We start from the raw sequence: 464 nt of genomic DNA, 5'->3' as shown, positions 1-464 counted from the left end.
GCAACAACACCAGCACCAACAGTACGACCACCTTCACGAATCGCGAAACGGAGACCTTCTTCCATCGCGATCGGGTTGATCAACTTAACTGTGATAGAAACGTTATCACCTGGCATAACCATTTCTTTGTCTTTTGGCAACTCGATTGAACCAGTTACGTCCGTTGTACGGAAGTAGAACTGTGGACGATAGTTGTTAAAGAATGGTGTATGACGACCACCTTCATCTTTAGACAAAACGTAGATCTCGCCTGTGAAATGATCATGCGGCTTGATTGAACCTGGTTTCGCCAAAACTTGACCGCGTTGGATATCTTCACGCTTAGTACCGCGCAACAATACACCAACGTTATCGCCTGCTTGACCTTGATCGAGCAATTTGCGGAACATTTCAACACCAGTACATGTTGTTTTTACTGTGTCTTTAATACCAACGATTTCGATCTCTTCGCCGACCTTAACGAT

At 44.8% G+C, this 464-nt stretch carries 1 protein-coding gene; it reads right to left on the bottom strand.

What is annotated here, in order from left to right; translation table 11 throughout:
- The coding region (locus tag ACO0KZ_RS20470) for an EF-Tu/IF-2/RF-3 family GTPase (protein ID WP_422998633.1) at window positions 1-464 on the bottom strand (464 nt) is incomplete at both ends.

Source organism: Undibacterium sp. Di24W (assembly GCF_049340325.1).
Lineage (GTDB): Bacteria > Pseudomonadota > Gammaproteobacteria > Burkholderiales > Burkholderiaceae_D > Undibacterium.
Note: the sequence above shows the minus strand (reverse complement) of the source record. Positions and strands in the feature narration are given on the sequence as shown.